This window comes from Mesorhizobium sp. W067 (genome assembly GCF_054719525.1).
Window position 1 is genome coordinate 1458367 of sequence record NZ_JBTTII010000001.1, and the last position, 16221, is coordinate 1474587.

Genomic DNA, 16221 nt, shown 5'->3' on the forward strand with positions numbered 1-16221 from the left:
CCAGCCGCCTGGCTTGACCCTACAGATACTGCTCGACCTTCTTGCCGACGGTCAGGAAGCGCAGCGGGTCGATGGCCTCGCCATTGTGGCGGACTTCGTAGTGCAGGTGCGGGCCGGTCGAACGGCCGCTGCTGCCGGTTTTGCCAATGATGTCGCCGGCTGCGAGTTTTTGGCCGACGGCAACGTCGATCTCGCTCAGATGGCCGTAGCGCGTGGCAAAGCCGTTGCCGTGATCGACCTCGACCATGCGGCCATAGCCGCCGTTCCAGCCGGCCTTGGTAACGATTCCGGCCGCCGTGACCTTGGCTGCCATGCCGACCGGCGCGCGGAAATCCATGCCTGAATGCAGGGCAGCGGTGCCGAGGATGGGGTCGGTGCGCACGCCGAACGGGCTGGTGACGGAGTGGCCCGGCGCCGGGTTGGCGAGCGGCAGCCGCCGCGCCTCCTTCTTCAACTGGTCGAGCGTATCCAGCGCCTCGTCCAGTTCCTTGACCTTGCTGTCGAACATCATCGAGCTGTCAAGCGGGATCAGCGGCCCGCCGACATCGCTTTCGTTCTTGCCGAAATCGCTGTCGACCGGCAGGCCGGCCGCCTGGAGCGCCTGGGTGATGGCGTCGGCGTTCTTGTAGGCATTGTCGGCCAGGGTCTCGATGCGGGTGAGTTGCTGGCTTTCGATAGCCTTCAGTGAATCATTGATCGAGACGAACAATTTGTCGGCGCGGTCCGCAGCCGTTTCGCTGGGCAGCGGGTCGGAGCGTGTCGACCACAGCGAGAATGGCCTGGTGTCGCCCGAACCGAGGCTGGCGACCGAATAGGCGAGTGGCTCGCCGCCAGTCAGTTCGGCATGTTCGTCGGGTTTTGTTGTCGCTGCGGCATCAGCGGTTGGCAGCGTCCCGACTTCGTTTTCGGCCCGCTCGAGAATCGGGCCGAGGCGGCCATGGCGCTGGCTGAGCTGGCTCTGCCGCTCGATCAATTCGCTGACCTTGGTTTCCATCAGTTTTTGGTCGAGAAGCTGGCGGCTGGTGATGCGGTCGACCTGCGCGCGCAATGCGGAAATGCGATCTTCATAGGCCTGCTGCATGCGCGCCTGCCGGGCCGTGGTGGCGCCGATCAGATCGTCGCGCAGTACGAGATAGGAGGTCGCCAAGAGATAGCCGATGGCGATCGCCGCCAGTGCCGAGCCGAGAAAGGCGACGAGCCACGGCCGGATGGTGAAATGCCGTATTTCATTGCCCCGCGCAATGATAACCGTATGCGGCTCCTTGCGCCTGCCGAAGACCGCTGACTGACCGGTTAGGTTCACGGGACCAAGCTTTCGTTACGACACCAACGAAGCCCGATTACACATTATTAGGGTTAACAAAGTTTTGCCGTCGCGGGCGCGCTAGTGACCAACGGTGTCAGCCAACCGCATATATGTCTTATGCCCCTAATGCACTGCGCGGCGTTGGCCAGATCGGTGGCGCCTCAGAGCGCGCGGACCGCCTCCAGCACTGCTTCGGCATGGCCTTTCACCCGGACCTTGCGCCAGATCCCGGCGATCCGCCCGTCCTTGCCGATCAGGAACGTCGCCCGCTCGACGCCCATATAGTTGCGGCCATACATCGTCTTCTCGACCCACAGATTGTAGGCCTCGATCACCTTGCGCTCCTCGTCGGCAACCAGGTCGACGGTGAGGTCGTATTTGGTTTTGAACTTGTCGTGCTTCTTCACGCTGTCCGGCGACAGGCCGATCACCACGGCGCCGGCCTTTTCGAACTCCGGCTTCAGCTGCGAAAAGCTGATGGCCTCATTGGTACAACTTGTGGTGTCGTCCTGCGGATAGAAATAAAGTACAACGGGCTTCCCCCGCATCGAGGCAAGGCTGAGTGAGCCGCCGCCGTCGCGCGGAAGATCGAATTGCGGCGCAACGTCGCCAACGTCGAGATCAGCCATATCGATGCCCTTGTTTGAGGTTACGCGGCCCTAAATCAAAGAGATAGAGCATGATGTCTGGACAAACGGAAACCGTTTGTCCGAGAAAACCGCCTCACACTTTTCGGCATCATGCTCTAGCCTGCGTCGTTATAGTGTCGGGCGGGGATTCGTCCACGATCGAATTCGCACAACGGAAAATTGCGTGGATCAGGAAGAACCGCAGCACGAGAAAATCCGGTTCAGGCGTGACGAGATCACCGACCTGGGGGCTTTCCCGTCCGCTTGCCGCGTGCCGCCGCTCGGCAAGGCACGGATCGGCCGCGGCTTTCGCATCCTTGCCCGGCTGTTTGCCGGCATTGGAGCCCTTGTGCTGCTGGCAGCGGCCGCCGTCTACGTCATCGGCGCCACCGGCATCGGCAACGAACGGCTGCGGTTGGAAGCCGAAACGGCGATCGAGAAACTGGCCGGTTTCGACGTCAAAGTCGCCGTCGGTCCTGCCAGCCTGACACTTGACGGATCGAGCTTCATTGCGCTGCAGGTCAAGGATGTCAGCGTCGAGACGGCCGACGGCAAGCCGATGGCCGATGCCGGGCGCGTCCGCTTCGGCATCCGGCTGATCCCGCTGCTTTCGGGCGAGGTTCGGCTGACCAGCGCCAGGATTTCCGACGCCCATATCGTCACCGCGGCAATGCCGTCGGGTGGTGACTGGACAGCGCGCCTGCGCAATCAAGACGGTCTCATCGATCCGGAAAAACTGGCCGCCGCCGTCTTCAGTGACGTCAATCGTGCACTCGATGCCGTGCGCGAGGATTCGATGCGCCGCATCGATCTCAAAAATGTCGCATTCGAGCTGCCCGAGGCCGGATCGGTCAAGCTGGTCATGATCGCCAACGCGACGGTGCTGCAGTCGGGCCCCGGCAGCGTGGAGTTCTCGTCCGAGGCGGATGTCGATGGCCGCGCGCTCACCGTCACGGCCACCGCCACCCGCGATACGAGCTCGATGCGCGTCACCGCCTTGAACGCCGCCATCGACATGGCGGATGTCGCGGAGACAACGCCGGCGGCCGGCGGGCGAACCGGCGCGATTGCTTTGAAGCTCACCGGATCCGAAGGCTCGGGCGAGACCGATTCGCGGCTGACGGGCTCGCTGTCGCTAACCGGCTCGGTGCTCGACCTCGGCACACGCGGGCTGTTGCCGGCCGATGTCGATGTCGACGCCGCCCTTGTCTCCGGCTCCAACAAGATCGATGTCGGCAGGCTGGTTCTAAAGACCGGGCGCTCGGCGTTCAATTTCGCCGGCTCGATCGGGCCAAAGCCGTCGACCGGCGCGGCCGGCGAGGAGCCTTCCTATCGTTACGACCTGACCAGCGACGGCTCGACGCTGGCGCCTTCGGAATCGCCCGAGCCGGCGCTGAATTTCTTCGCCCGCATCGCCGGCGTCTATCAGATCAAGAGCCGCAAGCTTGTCGCCGACCAGATCGGCATCAGGTCGGGATCGGGGAGCGAAGTGCTGGGAACCGCTGCGGTTTCCTTCATCGACAACGGACCGCCGGGTATCTCGGTGTCGCTCAACGTCCACGACATGGCGGTCTCGCACGTCAAGCAATTGTGGCCCTGGTTCTCCGCCAAGAACGCGCGGCTGTGGGTGCTGCAGAACCTGTTTGGCGGCCGCGTCGTCGATGCCAGCCTGCAGTTCCAGGTCGTGCCAGGACGTCTCGGCAACGGCGTGCCGCTTTCGGCCGACGAGGTGTTCGGCCGCTTCCAGGTCGAGGGCTCGCGTTTCGACACCGCCGGCCGCATCCCGCCGATACGCGATGCCGTCGGCGTCGTTTCCTTCCACGGCAACGATGTCGACGTCGCGCTGTCCTCGGGCAGCGTCTATATGCCGAGCGGCCGCACCGTGGCGGCAAGCAATGGCACACTGTCGGTAAAGGCGGCAAACCACCCGCCGGTGATCGGCGCGCTCGACATCGACGTCGCCGGTGAGGCGCCGGCCATCGCCGAACTTGCCTCCTACGAACCGATCAACGCCATGCGCCATGTCGGCATCTTGCCGGACGACCTGTCGGGCACGGTGACCGGCCACGTCAAGGCCGACATTCCGTTGCAATCCGGCGTCGACACGTCGAAGCTCGATTGGCTGGTATCGCTCGACTACAAGGACCTGTCGCTCGCCAAGCCATTCGAAGGCCAGATGGTGACCGATGCCGACGGTTCGATCGAAGTCGGGCCTGACAAGGCGGTGATCTCTGCCAAGGCGCGGCTGAACGGCATTCCAGCCGAGCTCGATCTGGTCGAGCCGCTCAGGGATGGCGGCCCGCCGCGCAGCCGCAAGGTGGCGCTTGTGCTCGACGACAAGACGCGCGCCATCGCCATGCCTGGCCTGTCGCCGCTGATTTCCGGCACCATCAAGGTGGCAATCGACAAGAGCGGCGAAGGCGGCAGCCAGAACGTCGACGTCGACCTGACGAGCGCCAGGCTGGACATTCCCTGGGCAGGCTGGAGCAAGGGGCCGGGCATTCCCGCCAATGCCACTTTTACCATGAGCAAGTCCGGCGATACCACGACGCTGTCCGACTTCGACCTCGACGGAAAGAGCTTTTCGGTCGAAGGCGATGTCGTCCTGGTCAAGGGCGCGCTGTCTTCGGCCCGCTTCAGCAAGGTCGCCTTGAACCGTGGCGACGATGTCGCCGTGACGGTGAAGCGGTCGGGCAAGGGCTTTGCCGTCGATGTCAGCGGCAACGCGCTCGATGCCCGCTCGCTGATCAAGCAGTTCACCTCCGATGTCGATACCGCCACCAAAACCACCGGCACGGACGCGGTTTCGGTCAGCGCCGACGTCAATTCGCTAACCGGGTTCCATGACGAGGTCCTGTCCAATTTGAAGCTCGACTACAGTGCCGCCGGCTCCAGGGTGAACAGGCTCAAGGTCAGCGCCGCGGCAAGTTCCGGCGCCGCCATCACCATCAGCAATACGGCAGGCAATGGTGCTCGCGCGCTCACCATGAAGTCGGCCGACGCAGGCGCCATATTGCGCTTCCTCAACATCTACGAGCATATGGAAGGCGGATCGATCACGCTGGCGCTCAGCGGCGCAGCCGACGGCCCGATGCGGGGCCAGGTCGATTCGAGCAACTTCTTCATCGTCAATGAACCGAAGCTTGCGTCGATCGTATCGACCACGCCAACCGGCGACAGCCGCAGCCTGAACGAAGCGGTCAAGGGCAAGATCGACACCTCGCGGGTAAAATTCGAGCGCGGCTTTACCGAGATCGACAAGGGGTCGGGCTATTTGAAATTGGCGAATGGCGTGCTGCGCGGCCCGCGCATCGGCACCACCTTCCAAGGCACGCTCTACGACCAGAACAACAATATGGACATGACCGGAACCTTCATGCCGGCCTATGGCCTCAACCGCATCTTCGGCGAGTTGCCGTTGGTCGGCGTTCTGCTCGGCAACGGCCGCGACCGAGGCCTGATCGGCGTCACCTACCGGCTTAAGGGCAACGCCAACAAGCCGGTGCTGGACATCAACCCGCTATCGGTAATCGCGCCGGGCATTTTCCGGTCGATCTTCGAGTATCGCTGAGGATCCCAGAAGACGGCTCAGGCAGGCCGCACAAGCACGTGCTTTTTCTTGCCCACTGAAAGCTTTGCGACGTTTTCCGGACTCAAATCCTGAGGCGTCACCATCCGCCGGTCGTCCGCCACCGGCTGGTCGTTGAGGCGCACGGCGCCACCCTGTATGTGACGCCTTGCCTCGCCGTTGGACCCGGCAAGGCCCCCGCTGACCAGCAGCGACAGGATGCCGATGCCGGCTTCCAGCGCGGCGCCGTCCACTTCCACGGTCGGCAGCGTTTCGGCTGTCACGCCTTCCTCGAAGGTCTTGCGCGCGGTCTCCTCGGCTTGTTGCGCCGCCTCGCGGCCGTGCACGATGGCCGTGGTTTCGGTGGCCAGCACCTTCTTGGCCTCGTTGATCTCCGAGCCGCCAAGGGCGGCCAACCGCGCGATCTCCGAAAGCGGCAGCCGGGTGAAGATCTTCAGGAAGCGCTCGACGTCGGCATCCTCGGTGTTGCGCCAGTATTGCCAGAAATCATAGGGCGAGAAGAGGTCGCCGTTCAGCCACACCGCGCCCTTGGCCGATTTGCCCATCTTGGCGCCCGACGATGTCGTTAGCAGCGGCGTGGTCAGCGCATAAAGCTGCGGCGTGCCCATGCGGTGGCCGAGATCGACGCCGTTGATGATGTTGCCCCACTGGTCCGAACCGCCCATCTGCAGCCGGCAGTCGTGGCGGCGGCTGAGCTCGACGAAATCATAGCCTTGCAGGATCATGTAGTTGAATTCGAGGAAGGACAGCGACTGTTCGCGCTCGAGCCGCAGCCTGACGCTGTCGAAGGTCAGCATCCGGTTGACCGAAAAGTGGCGGCCGACATCGCGCAGGAACTCGACATAGTTGAGCTTCATCAGCCAGTCGGCATTGTTGACCATGATGGCGTCGTTGCCAGTGTCGCCGAAGCGCAGGATGCGGCCAAAAATTCGCTTGATGCCCTCGATGTTGGTGGCGATCGCCTCGGGCGTCAAAAGGCTGCGCTGGTCGTCACGGAAGGACGGGTCGCCGATCATCGAGGTGCCGCCGCCCATCAGTGCGATCGGCCGGTGGCCGGTCTCCTGCATCCAGTAGAGCATGGTCGCCGATATCAGATTGCCGATGTGCAGGCTGGTCGCCGTGGCGTCGTAGCCGACATAGGCGGTCACGGTTTCCTTCGCGAAAAGTTGATCCAGCCCGGTCTCATCCGAAATCTGGTGGATGAAGCCGCGCTCGCTCATGACGCGCAGGAAATCGGACTTGAAGGCGGGCATTGTTTCTTCCTGAAAGCGCCGGGTCCGAACGGCCCGGCATGGCCTGAACGCGGGCGTTTAGCATCCAAGCGCGTCAAGCAAAAGTGGTTTCCGATTTTGCGCCGGCATGGACAGCCTATTCTGCACTGCCGCGCATGCTTGCTTCATCCTGTCGGCTGGCGTAATGAGGCGCCGCGCCAACGGGTTCGATCCGCTGGAACGGCACCGCACGGCATCCACCGAATGCCATATCTTGTGACAGAGCCCGACGCGATATGCCGGACGCATTAATATCCATCGTCATTCCCTGCCGCAACGAGGCGGCGAACCTGCCGCTGCTGATCGACGAGATCGAGGCGGCGATGACCGGGCGCGACTTCGAAATCATCGTTGTCAATGACGGTTCGACTGACGACACCGCTTCGGTGCTTGCCGCTGAAGCCGCCAAACGTCCGTTTCCGCTTCGGCAGCTTCGGCACGAAAAATCCGCCGGCCAGTCGCTTTCGGTGCGCTCGGGCGCCTGGGCGGCGCGCGGCTCGATAATCGCCACCATCGACGGCGACGGCCAGAACGACCCGCAATATATCCCCGTGCTGGTCGATGCGCTGCGTCAGGCAGGGCCCGATTTCGGCGCCGCGCAGGGGCAGCGGTTGAAGCGCCGCGACAGCAAGATCAAGCAATTGGCATCGCGTTTCGCCAACTGGCTGCGCGGCGCGATCCTGCATGACGACACCCGCGACACCGGCTGCGGCCTGAAGGCGATCCACACCGATATCCTGCGCAAACTGCCCTTCTTCGACGGCACGCATCGTTTCGTTCCGGCCCTGGTCATCCAGGAAGGCTACCGCGTCGTCCATTGCGACGTCGTCGACCGCTCGCGCCGCCACGGCAAGTCGAATTACGGCATCTTCGATCGCGGCCTGCAGGGCGCGCTCGATCTCGCCGGCGTCTGGTGGCTTCGGCGCCGGCGCCGCAGAATGCCAAAGGTAGAGGAAATCACGCATGGCTAACGTGTTTCAGGAATTGGCGACCTGGCTGCACCAGGTTTTCGTCAAGCAGTTCGACGCCTGGGTTCTGCTCGGCTTCGTTGCCCAGTTCTTCTTCACCATGCGCTTCCTGGTGCAGTGGATCGCTTCGGAAAAGGCCAAGCGCAGCGTCGTGCCGATCGCTTTCTGGTTCTTCTCGCTGTTCGGCGGCGGGCTGCTGCTCGTCTACGCCATCCAGCGTGAGGATCCGGTGTTCATCGCCGGCCAGGCCATGGGCATGGTGATCTATGTCAGAAATTTATGGCTCATCGCCAATGAGCGCAAGGCGGCGATGACCAAGGTCGACTGAGCCACCAGTCCCGCCAAATCCAGTCTGTCCGGTGTTGACCAGTCTGTCCGGTGTCGAAATGAGCAGGAACTACATCTTTCTCTTCCTGTTCAGCCTGGTGATGACGGCGTCGGGACTGGCCTCTTTGCCGCCGCTCGACCGCGACGAGCCGCGCTTCGTCCAGGCGACCAAGCAGATGACGGAGACCGGCGACTATGTCGACATCCGCTTCCAGGATGCGTCGCGCTACCAAAAGCCGATCGGCATCTACTGGCTGCAATCGGCGGCGGTGACGCTGAGCGGCGAGGGGGCACAGGCGCCGATCTGGATTTACCGGCTGATCTCGGCGCTGGGCATCGCCATCGCCGTCGTCGCAATCGCCTGGACCGGGGCCAATCTGTTCGGCGCCAATGCCGGTCTTGCCGCCGGCCTGGTCATGGCGGCGATTTTCGCCACCGCCTTCGAAGGCCGCGACGCCAAGACCGACGCGATGCTGCTTGCCTGCTGCGTTCTGGCGCAAGGCGCGCTGGCGCAGATTTATCTGGCATCGCGCCGCAACGAGCCGGTCGCCGGCCATCTGCCGTGGATTTTCTGGGCTGCGCAGGGCGCGGCGATCCTCATCAAGGGGCCGATTGCACCGCTGCTGTCGGCGCTGACGGTGCTCACGCTGGTTGCCTTCGAGCGCGACTGGCGCTGGCTGGCGAGGCTGAAAGCCGGGCGTGGGCTGATTCTGGTGCTGTTGATCGTGCTGCCCTGGCTCGCCCTCATCACCTGGAAGAGCAACGGCGCCTTCCTGCAGCAGGCCGTCGGCAAGGATATGCTCGGCAAGGTCGCGCAAGGCGAGGAGTCGCACGGCGTTCCGCCGGGCTTCTACGTGCTGACCTATTGCCTGTTCATGTGGCCGTTCGGCCTTATGGCGCTCGGCGCCGGACTGCAGGCGCTCAACCGATTGCGCGACGATCCGCGCCTGCGTTTCTGCATCGCCTGGTACGTTCCGTTCTGGCTCGTCTTCGAATTGATCCCGACGAAACTGCCGCATTATGTGCTGCCGGCCTATCCCGGCATGGCCCTGCTCATCGGCTGGCTCTTGACGCTGACACCGCAAGAGGCAAATGCGCCGCTCAGGCGCTGGCAGACATGGCTGTGGTGGGCGACCGCATTCGGCACCGTTCTGGTGACAGTCGGTCTCGCCGTGCTTTGCGTCGGTGCGCCGATCTATCTCATGAAGACATTTTCATGGTGGAGCGTTCCGGCCGCCGCGGCAGCATTGGGCGCCGGCTACCTCGCTGTTTCGCGCCAGATGCTGGTGCCGCTGGTCCGCATCGGCGGGGCTGCGGTTTGCGCCGGTATAACCTACGCCCTGCTGTTCGGTGTCATCGTGCCGTCACTGAAACCGATTTGGATGAGCCGGGAAATCGAGGCTGCGGTTCGCGCCGATCGTCCCTGTGAGATGAGCGTGCTCGCCTCCGCGCAATATCACGAACCGAGCCTGGTATTTCTGGTGGGCACAAAGACGGTACTGACCGATGTCGATGGGGTTGCGCAACATCTGCTTGGCGATCCGGCCTGCGCTTTGGGCCTGGCGCCGGTCGGCGATGAAAAACGGCTGGATGACCTGCTGGCAGGGCAAGGCAAGAAGGCCAGCCGCGTCGCTGAAATCGACGGCATCAACTATTCGTCAGGTGATAAATTGTCGCTCGGCCTGTACCGTGTGGCGAACTGATATCTCTTCGATGATCGCTTCGAGCTCCGCATGTTGACGAAGTCGCCATCACCGGCGCGTGCCGCTATGCCTGCCATGCTCCGGCAGTCTGTCGATAATTTCCGCGATACTTTCGGGATTGTACGGCATCGCCTGGCGACGCGCCCGGCGCGCTACCCGAAAATCCTGTGGTCGGTCTGGGTCGTGGCCTGGCTTTTGCTGACGGTCGCGGTGTCGCTCCGTTTCGACCATCTTGCGGGCACCATGGCGAGGCAGTGGGCTTTAGGCTCGACCAATGTCTTCCGCATCGCCGAGTTTTTTACCTTCTTCGGCCTAGGCGGCTGGTATCTTGTCCCGTCGGTACTGGTGCTGATTGCCGCGAATCTGACGGATTGGCGCAGCCTTTCCCGGCGCGCGCGGATGACCTTCTACAACTGGACCTGCTTTGCTTTCATGGTGCTGGGTTCGATCGCACTCTCGGCCATGGTCGTCAACGTGCTGAAATATGGCGTGGGCAGAGCCAGGCCGATGAATTTCGACAAGCTCGGCGATCTGTCGCTGCATCCTTTTTCCTTGGAGGCGCGCTTTGCCAGCTTCCCGTCCGGCCATGCCACGACCATGGGCGTCATTTTCGGCATTGCACTGCTGTTGTTGCCCCAGCGCAGATGGGTGCTGCTGGCTGCAACCTTGTCGGTCGCATCGACCCGGATCTTTATCGGCGCGCACTATCCGAGCGACACTGTCGCCGGCTTCGGCCTTGGCTGTGCTGTTGCCATCGTTTGCGCGATGGTGCTTGGCCGGCTGGGATGTATCTTCCGCTACACGGCGTCGGGGTTGCCGGTGGCAAAAACTACGTTCCGCCTATTCCGTCGGGCTCGCAAACCAAACCAAAACGATGCGCCGAGACAGACGAATTTCCGCATTGGAGCAGCGCCGGCAAGCAACTGAATTGCTGACGCCTTTGGAACCATCTAAGACCACCCCAGCTAGCTGTCGATGCCACCCCAGCTCCGCACCAGCCGAGCCATGTCAGGCGCGCCGGCGGCTTCCTTCTCCAGCCCTTCGGCGACACCGACGCGGTCGGCGACGGGCCGGTTCTGGCTGACTTTCCACTTGCCGCTGATTTCGGCGATCTCGATCTCAAGCCCGATGATGCCCTTGATCTGCGACTGGATGAAGGTCGGCGGCGCATCGGTCACCGCCCAGGGTGCCTCGCGGGCGCCTTCCTGTGACAGCGTCAGCTCGGTGATCTGCTGTGCGATCCAGGCGGAATCCTCGATCACTCTGACCGTTCCTCGCACCTGGACAATGGCGTAGTTCCAGGTCGGCACGACCTTGCCGGTCTCGCGCTTGGTCTCGTACCAGGACGGCGTCACGTAGGCGTCGGCGCCCTGGAAGACGACCAGCACCGGCGATGTCGGATTGTCGGCCAGCTGACGCCATTGCGGGTTGGCCCTGGCCAGATGGGCGCGCAGCCGGCCATTCGGCCCAACCTCGGCATCAAGCAGGAAGGGAATGGCATTGGCGACCGGGCCATCGGCGCCGTTGGAGATCAGCAACCCCAGCGGATGCGTCCGGATCAGCCCGTGCAGGACGTCCGGCCGCGTTTCCTGGAAATGGGGAGGCTGGTACATGATCGGTCATGCCTTCTTGCGCTGGCTGAACCGGCATTGTGCACCGTTCAGCCGAGCCGCGCCACATGTCAGGCTGGCTTCACCGTTTGGATCAGCCGAAATGGCATTGTCGCGCCCATGATGGGCACGACTGTGACGGCATCGGACCGGGAGTTTTTGTTTTGACGCAATTCCGGACGGAAAACCCGTTTACACTTTTCCTGGAATTGCTCTTAGCGCAGCCGCTTCGGCCGCGGATCGGACAATTCGCCGGCCAGCCGTCGGTCGAGATAGTCGGCGCATTCCTCGAGCAGCAGATCGGCGTCGTTGGCGAAGAAGTGGTTGGCGCCTGGCAAGGTCTTCTGCGTGATGGTGATGCCCTTTTGCGTGTGCAGCTTGTCGACCAGGCCCTGCACATCCTTGGGCGGCGCCACCTTGTCGGCATCGCCATGGATGATCAGACCCGATGACGGGCAGGGCGCCAGGAACGAGAAATCATAGGTGTTGGGCTGCGGCGCGATCGAGATGAAGCCCTCGATCTCGGGCCGGCGCATCAGAAGCTGCATGCCGATCCAGGAGCCGAAGGAATAACCGGCCACCCAGCAGCTCTTGGAATCCGGATGCAGCGACTGCACCCAGTCGAGCGCTGCGGCGGCATCCGACAATTCGCCGGTGCCGTGGTCGAATTCGCCCTGGCTGCGGCCGATGCCGCGGAAGTTGAAGCGAAGCGTGGTGAAATCGCGCTTCTGGAACATGTAGAAGAGGTCATAGACGATCTTGTTGTTCATCGTGCCGCCGAATTGCGGATGCGGATGCAACACGATGGCAATCGGCGCGCTCTTCTCCTTGGAAGGCTGGTAGCGGCCCTCCAGGCGGCCGGCCGGACCGGTGAAAATGACCTCAGGCATGAACTACTCCAAATGGCATACGAATGCGCGGCGCCCGGAACAACTCTTTACTCTAGCCCCAGCCCTTCCGGGCCTTGACGCAGGGCAAGCGTCTTCTTAGAAGCTAGTTTAGAATTGTTCAAAACTGGATAGCCAGCCGTGACGGCCCGGCCATCCTCGCCGCAAGCCGCGTAAATAGGACGTCTTGCCTTGCAATTTCAAGGAAATAACGCGCTATCCTTGCGGAAAGGGTCTTGACGGGATCGATTGGGTGAAAATGGCCGCAGCACGCGCCTATCTCGACTACAATGCCAGCGCGCCGCTCATTGCCGAGGCGCGCGAGGCGATGATTGCCGCGCTCGATCTCGTCGCCAATCCGTCGTCGGTGCATGCCGAGGGGCGCGCGGCGCGGCGCCTGATCGACACTGCCCGGCGTGATGTGGCAGCACTTGTCGGCGCCAAGGCCGAGCATGTCGTCTTCACCTCGGGCGCGACGGAAGCCGCATCGACGCTGCTGACGCCGGATTGGCAGATGGGCCGTGGCACGGTGCGCATGAGCCGGCTCTATGTGTGCGAGGCCGACCACCCTTGCCTGTTGAACGGCGGCCGCTTCCCGGCAACACAGGTTTCGCGGATCGGCGTCGACGCCGATGGTATCGCTGTGCTCGCTCATCTGACAGCCGCTCTGGCCGCGCATGACAAGGCCGAAGGCCTGCCGTTGGTCGCGATCCATGCGGCCAACAACGAGACCGGCGTCATCCAGCCCATTGAAGCCATCGCCGCGATCGTCAAGGCGGCGGGCGGCATTCTGGTGGTCGACGCGGTGCAGGCTGCGGGCCGTGTTCCAATCGATATGTCAGCGGCTTACGCCGACTATTTGATTCTGTCTTCGCACAAGATCGGCGGCCCCAAGGGTGTCGGCGCCGTCGTTGCGGCAGCCGATCTGATGATGCCGAAGCCGCTGATCAATGGCGGCGGCCAGGAAAAGGGCCATCGCGGCGGCACCGAAAACCTGGCGGCCATCGCCGGCTTTGGCGCCGCGGCGCGGCAGGCTTTGGCTGGACTGAAAGACGTCGAAGCGATCGCGCAACGCCGCGGCGAGGTCGAGAAAACACTCAAAACGCTGGTGCCGGACGCAGAAATCTTCGGAACCGGCGCGCCAAGGCTTGCCAATACGACATTCTTCGCTATTCCCGGCATCAAGGCCGAGACGGCGCAGATCGCGTTCGATCTGGCTGGCGTGGCGCTGTCGGCGGGATCGGCCTGTTCGTCGGGCAAGGTCGGGCCGAGCCATGTGCTGAAAGCCATGGGTTACGGCGACAGCCTCGGCGCTTTGCGCGTGTCCATCGGCCACGCAACGAGTGCCGGGGATATCGAACTGTTCCGTGCTGCGCTGGCTGGTATTGCCCAGCGCCGGGCGGGCAGGGAACAAGCCGCCTGAGGCGGCGACAAAGAATTCAGGCCCTCGCGGCCTGGTAGAGCCGTGCGTTTGCAAGTGGCCAGGTGAATTCCCGGCCGAGACGCACTATATGAAACTTACGCCGCCTTCTGCGCCTCATGGGCAGCCCTGGCGATGCCATAGTTTGAAAACTGTCGGGCCTTGACCCCGGCGTGGATGGAGAACGCTTATGCCTGCTGTGCAGGACACGATCGATCGGGTCCGAAAGATCGACGTCGACCAGTACAAATACGGATTCCAGACAGAGATCGCGATGGACAAGGCCCCCAAGGGCCTGAGCGAAGACATTATTCGCTTCATCTCGGCCAAGAAGGATGAACCGTCCTGGATGCTGGAATGGCGTCTGGAAGCATATCGGCGCTGGCTGACGCTGGAAGAGCCGACCTGGGCGCGCGTCCATTATCCGAAGATCGATTTTCAGGACCTCTATTACTACGCGGCGCCCAAGAGCACGCCCGGCCCGACCTCGCTGAGCGACGTCGATCCCGAGCTGTTGAAGGTCTACGAGAAGCTCGGCATTCCGCTGCGGGAACAAGAAATCCTCGCCGGCGTGCAGAAGACCGACGTCTCCGATCTCGAGGAGCCCAGCGACAACGTCTACAAATCGGGCCGTGTCGCGGTCGACGCGGTGTTCGATTCCGTTTCCGTCGTCACCACGTTCAAGAAGGAGCTGGCGCAGGCCGGCGTCATCTTCTGCTCGATCTCGGAGGCCATCCGCGAGCATCCGGAGCTGGTCCAGAAATATCTCGGCTCGGTCGTGCCGACCTCCGACAATTTCTACGCCACGCTGAATTCGGCTGTCTTCACCGACGGCTCGTTCGTCTTCGTGCCCAAGGGCGTGCGCTGCCCGATGGAGCTGTCGACCTATTTCCGCATGAACGAGAAGAACACCGGCCAGTTCGAGCGCACGCTGATCATCGCCGAGGAGGGGGCTTACGTCTCCTATCTCGAAGGCTGCACGGCGCCGCAGCGCGACGAGAACCAGCTGCATGCCGCCGTCGTCGAACTGGTGGCGCTCGACGATGCCGAGATCAAATATTCGACGGTGCAGAACTGGTACCCCGGCGATGCCGAGGGCAAGGGCGGCATCTACAATTTCGTCACCAAGCGCGGCGACTGCCGCGGCCACCGTTCGAAGATCTCGTGGACACAGGTCGAGACCGGTTCGGCGATCACCTGGAAATATCCGAGCTGCATCCTGCGCGGCGACGATTCCTCCGGCGAGTTCTATTCGATCGCCGTGTCGAACGGCTACCAGCAGGTCGATAGCGGCACCAAGATGATCCATCTCGGCAAGAACACGTCGAGCCGCATCATCTCCAAGGGCATTGCCGCCGGCTTCTCGCAGAACACCTATCGCGGCCAGGTCTCGGCGCATCGCAAGGCGACCAACGCCCGCAACTTCACCAATTGCGATAGTCTCCTGATCGGCGACCAGTGCGGCGCCCACACCGTGCCCTACATGGAAGCCAAGAATTCGACGGCGCAGTTCGAGCACGAAGCGACGACGTCGAAGATTTCCGAGGACCAGAAATTCTACGTCATGCAGCGCGGCATTCCCGAGGAAGAGGCGATCGCGCTGATCGTCAACGGCTTCGTCAAGGATGTCATCCAGCAGCTGCCGATGGAGTTCGCGGTCGAAGCGCAGAAGCTTATCGGCATCAGCCTCGAGGGCTCGGTCGGCTGACCGGACAATATATATCCAGGAAAGAAAAAATGCTTGAGATCAAGAATCTGCATGCCCGCATCGTCGATGACGGCACCGAGATCATCCGCGGCCTGAACCTGACGGTGAAAGCCGGCGAGGTCGCCGCCATCATGGGGCCGAACGGCTCGGGCAAATCGACGCTGTCCTACATCCTCGCCGGCCGCGAGGATTATGAGGTCACCGAAGGCGACATCCTCTATAACGGCCAGTCGATCCTCGAAATGGATCCGGCCGAGCGCGCCACCGCGGGCATTTTTCTCGCCTTCCAGTATCCGATGGAGATACCTGGGGTCGCGACCATGGAATTCCTGAAAGTGGCGATGAACGAGCAGCGCAAGGCGCGCGGCGAGGAACCGCTGAAAATTCCGGAATTCCTGAAGCGGGTGAAGGAGGCGGCAGCCTCGCTCTCGATGGACATGGCGATGCTGAAGCGGCCGCTCAATGTCGGCTTCTCCGGCGGCGAGAAGAAGCGGGCCGAGATCCTGCAGATGAAGCTGCTGGAGCCGAAACTTTGCGTGCTCGACGAGACCGATTCCGGCCTCGATATCGATGCGCTGAAGATCGTCTCGGACGGCGTCAACGCGCTGCGCTCGCCCGACCGCGCCATCATCGTCATCACTCACTACCAGCGCCTGCTCGAGCACATCGTGCCCGATAGCGTGCACGTCCTATACAAGGGCCAGGTGATCAAGTCCGGCGACAAGTCGCTGGCGCTCGATCTCGAAGCCAATGGCTATGCCGGCGTGATCGGCGAAGCCGCGTGAGATGCCAGGTCATTTTGT

The 16221-nt window shown here is 62.7% G+C and carries 13 protein-coding genes; 8 read left to right on the forward strand and 5 right to left on the reverse strand.

All coding sequences use genetic code 11. From position 1 onward, the window contains the following. Positions 1 to 19: 19 nt before the first annotated feature. Both ACYG97_RS07130 and ACYG97_RS07135 read right to left on the reverse strand, forming a co-directional pair. The gene (locus ACYG97_RS07130; RefSeq protein ID WP_023734514.1) at positions 20 to 1303 is read right to left on the reverse strand and encodes a M23 family metallopeptidase; all 1284 of its coding nucleotides are present in this window, start codon (positions 1301 to 1303) and stop codon (positions 20 to 22) included. 164 nt (positions 1304 to 1467) lie between these two features. Continuing rightward, a complete protein-coding gene (locus ACYG97_RS07135) occupies positions 1468 to 1935 on the reverse strand; it encodes a peroxiredoxin (protein ID WP_023697549.1) in 468 nt (155 codons plus the stop codon). A gap of 184 nt (positions 1936 to 2119) precedes the next feature. On the opposite strand from ACYG97_RS07135, the gene ACYG97_RS07140 reads away from it, so the two are divergent. Continuing rightward, complete coding sequence (locus tag ACYG97_RS07140) at positions 2120 to 5506, forward strand: YhdP family protein (protein WP_023734515.1); 3387 nt, start codon at positions 2120 to 2122, stop codon at positions 5504 to 5506. 17 nt (positions 5507 to 5523) lie between these two features. Here the strand turns inward: ACYG97_RS07140 and tyrS are convergent, their stop codons facing one another. After that, positions 5524 to 6777, reverse strand: a complete 1254-nt coding sequence (gene tyrS, locus ACYG97_RS07145; RefSeq protein ID WP_023694103.1) for a tyrosine--tRNA ligase — start codon at positions 6775 to 6777, stop codon at positions 5524 to 5526. Between the two features lie 254 nt (positions 6778 to 7031). Between tyrS and ACYG97_RS07150 the strand changes: the two genes are divergently transcribed. Genes ACYG97_RS07150 through ACYG97_RS07165 form a run of 4 tightly spaced genes read left to right on the forward strand, consistent with a single transcriptional unit; the run spans position 7032 to position 10720 of the window. After that, a complete protein-coding gene (locus ACYG97_RS07150; protein ID WP_023734516.1) occupies positions 7032 to 7766 on the forward strand; it encodes a glycosyltransferase family 2 protein in 735 nt (244 codons plus the stop codon). Next, on the forward strand, positions 7759 to 8091 hold the full coding sequence (locus tag ACYG97_RS07155) for a lipid-A-disaccharide synthase N-terminal domain-containing protein (protein WP_023669132.1): 333 nt from the start codon (positions 7759 to 7761) through the stop codon (positions 8089 to 8091). The genes ACYG97_RS07150 and ACYG97_RS07155 overlap by 8 nt, the downstream gene beginning before the upstream one ends. A gap of 58 nt (positions 8092 to 8149) precedes the next feature. Beyond that, positions 8150 to 9793 carry an ArnT family glycosyltransferase gene (locus ACYG97_RS07160; RefSeq protein ID WP_023834182.1) on the forward strand — a complete coding sequence of 548 codons (1644 nt, stop codon included), beginning with the start codon at positions 8150 to 8152 and terminating at the stop codon, positions 9791 to 9793. Between the two features lie 30 nt (positions 9794 to 9823). Beyond that, positions 9824 to 10720 (forward strand): phosphatase PAP2 family protein, encoded by an 897-nt coding sequence (locus tag ACYG97_RS07165; protein WP_023734517.1) that lies wholly within the window; start codon positions 9824 to 9826, stop codon positions 10718 to 10720. Positions 10721 to 10758: 38 nt separating this feature from the next. On the opposite strand, the gene ACYG97_RS07170 is transcribed toward ACYG97_RS07165, so the two are convergent. After that, entirely contained in the window at positions 10759 to 11406 is a 648-nt protein-coding gene (locus ACYG97_RS07170) for an FMN-binding negative transcriptional regulator (RefSeq protein ID WP_023697554.1), read from the reverse strand. Positions 11407 to 11618: 212 nt separating this feature from the next. Next, positions 11619 to 12293 (reverse strand): alpha/beta hydrolase, encoded by a 675-nt coding sequence (locus tag ACYG97_RS07175; RefSeq protein ID WP_023669128.1) that lies wholly within the window; start codon positions 12291 to 12293, stop codon positions 11619 to 11621. Positions 12294 to 12549: 256 nt separating this feature from the next. Between ACYG97_RS07175 and ACYG97_RS07180 the strand changes: the two genes are divergently transcribed. The 3 genes from ACYG97_RS07180 to sufC all read left to right on the forward strand — a co-directional run bounded on the left by ACYG97_RS07180 (position 12550) and on the right by sufC (position 16203). Further along, positions 12550 to 13713 carry a cysteine desulfurase family protein gene (locus tag ACYG97_RS07180; protein ID WP_023734518.1) on the forward strand — a complete coding sequence of 388 codons (1164 nt, stop codon included), beginning with the start codon at positions 12550 to 12552 and terminating at the stop codon, positions 13711 to 13713. A gap of 187 nt (positions 13714 to 13900) precedes the next feature. After that, entirely contained in the window at positions 13901 to 15418 is a 1518-nt protein-coding gene (sufB, locus tag ACYG97_RS07185) for a Fe-S cluster assembly protein SufB (RefSeq protein ID WP_023706434.1), read from the forward strand. Positions 15419 to 15447: 29 nt separating this feature from the next. Then, positions 15448 to 16203: a Fe-S cluster assembly ATPase SufC gene (sufC, locus tag ACYG97_RS07190; protein ID WP_023734519.1), complete on the forward strand. Its 756-nt coding sequence runs from the start codon at positions 15448 to 15450 to the stop codon at positions 16201 to 16203. Positions 16204 to 16221 lie beyond the last annotated feature (18 nt).

What these genes read in the sequence shown, in the direction of transcription:
- ACYG97_RS07135 (WP_023697549.1), bottom strand. Translation starts at nt 1,935, where the DNA reads ATGGCTGATCTCGACGTTGGCGACGTTGCGCCGCAATTCGATCTTCCG.
- tyrS (WP_023694103.1), bottom strand. Translation starts at nt 6,777, where the DNA reads ATGCCCGCCTTCAAGTCCGATTTCCTGCGCGTCATGAGCGAGCGCGGC.
- ACYG97_RS07150 (WP_023734516.1), top strand. Translation starts at nt 7,032, where the DNA reads ATGCCGGACGCATTAATATCCATCGTCATTCCCTGCCGCAACGAGGCG.
- ACYG97_RS07155 (WP_023669132.1), top strand. Translation starts at nt 7,759, where the DNA reads ATGGCTAACGTGTTTCAGGAATTGGCGACCTGGCTGCACCAGGTTTTC.
- ACYG97_RS07160 (WP_023834182.1), top strand. Translation starts at nt 8,150, where the DNA reads ATGAGCAGGAACTACATCTTTCTCTTCCTGTTCAGCCTGGTGATGACG.
- ACYG97_RS07165 (WP_023734517.1), top strand. Translation starts at nt 9,824, where the DNA reads ATGTTGACGAAGTCGCCATCACCGGCGCGTGCCGCTATGCCTGCCATG.
- ACYG97_RS07170 (WP_023697554.1), bottom strand. Translation starts at nt 11,406, where the DNA reads ATGTACCAGCCTCCCCATTTCCAGGAAACGCGGCCGGACGTCCTGCAC.
- ACYG97_RS07175 (WP_023669128.1), bottom strand. Translation starts at nt 12,293, where the DNA reads ATGCCTGAGGTCATTTTCACCGGTCCGGCCGGCCGCCTGGAGGGCCGC.
- ACYG97_RS07180 (WP_023734518.1), top strand. Translation starts at nt 12,550, where the DNA reads ATGGCCGCAGCACGCGCCTATCTCGACTACAATGCCAGCGCGCCGCTC.
- sufB (WP_023706434.1), top strand. Translation starts at nt 13,901, where the DNA reads ATGCCTGCTGTGCAGGACACGATCGATCGGGTCCGAAAGATCGACGTC.
- sufC (WP_023734519.1), top strand. Translation starts at nt 15,448, where the DNA reads ATGCTTGAGATCAAGAATCTGCATGCCCGCATCGTCGATGACGGCACC.